We start from the raw sequence: 1147 nt of genomic DNA on the forward strand, positions 1-1147 counted from the left end.
GAGTTCGGTCCCCACCCGGCCAGCCAGACCAAAGCCCACACGACGACGTCGACGGCGTTGAACCAGACCACCCCGACGTCGAGGTCGAGCAGGGTCCAGCGGCCGAGCGGCACGACGACCACCATGAGCAGGGCGGCGAGGACGAGGCCGGTGGCGCCGATGCGCCACAGGAGGGTGTCGGCGGCGACCGTCGTCCGGCGCCGCTGCCTCACCAGCCGGGCCGCCTCGTCCATCGGGCGGGTGGCTCCCCTGGACCGGGGCAGCTGCGCGGTCCGCGCGCTGATCGCGCCATCGAGGGCCGCCGCGCCGAGGGCGAGCATGCCGAGCAGGGCGGCCGCCAGGGGGGCCCAGGCCGCCGAGACAGTCACCGGCAGGTCAGGCACGAGCCACCTCCACGGCCGTGATCCCGGCGGCCTCGATGCCGAGACTGGCGACGACAAGGCGCGCTGCCGCCAGGTCGAGCCCGGTCACGAGGTCGCCGACCGCCGCGGCAGATAGTGCGGCGGGGTCCGGTGCGGTGGGGTCCGGCACCGTGTCGACGTCAGACCGAAGCGCCGCTGCCACCCTGTCCAGCAGCGCCAACAGGCGGTCGCGGGCGTCGCCATGCAGGTGCGGCGGCAGCCCCTGCTCCGCGAGCGGCGCTGCGTCGACCACCCCGAGGCGCCGCAGCGACCACCTCAGCAGCCGCGACCGGGCGAGCGCATCTCGTGTCTCGTCGACGCGGGCGGCGAGCCGACGGCGGGACTCGCCAGCCGACGGCCCGGGGGCGCCTGCTGCGTCGAGCAGCTCGTCGCGCAGCCGCAGCAGCTGGGCCGTCCGGTCCGGCCAGCCGATGAGGGCCAGCATCCGGGCCGCCTGATCGCAGGCCAACGCGGCCGCGGCGACCTCCGGCTCACCTGGCTCCCAACGGTCCCCGCCATCGGGCTGGTGGGCGGGCGGCCCGTCCACCAGCCGCGCCGAGGCGTCAACGATCACGTCGCCCTGGAGCGAGCACTCCAGCACGAGTCCGGCCGGCCAGCACGGCAGGACCGGCCCCAGGGTCACGTGCAGGACGTCCATCTCCAGACCGTCGCGGTCCTCACCGCCCTCTGCGAGGGGGATCCCGCCCGGAGCCATGTCCATGCCACCGTGGTCCATGCCACCGTGG

The 1147-nt window shown here is 75.6% G+C and carries 1 protein-coding gene and 1 pseudogene; both read right to left on the reverse strand.

Going from position 1 to position 1147, the window contains the following annotated elements:
- Window positions 1–383: pseudogene (locus tag N864_RS22440) on the reverse strand (NADH-quinone oxidoreductase subunit H); the annotation flags it as partial.
- A partial coding sequence (locus tag N864_RS22445) for a hypothetical protein (RefSeq protein WP_034722826.1) occupies window positions 376–1147 on the reverse strand: 772 nt, incomplete at its 5' end. The gene N864_RS22445 and the pseudogene N864_RS22440, both read right to left, overlap by 8 nt.

The organism is Intrasporangium chromatireducens Q5-1 (assembly GCF_000576575.1).
Classification (GTDB): domain Bacteria; phylum Actinomycetota; class Actinomycetes; order Actinomycetales; family Dermatophilaceae; genus Intrasporangium_A; species Intrasporangium_A chromatireducens.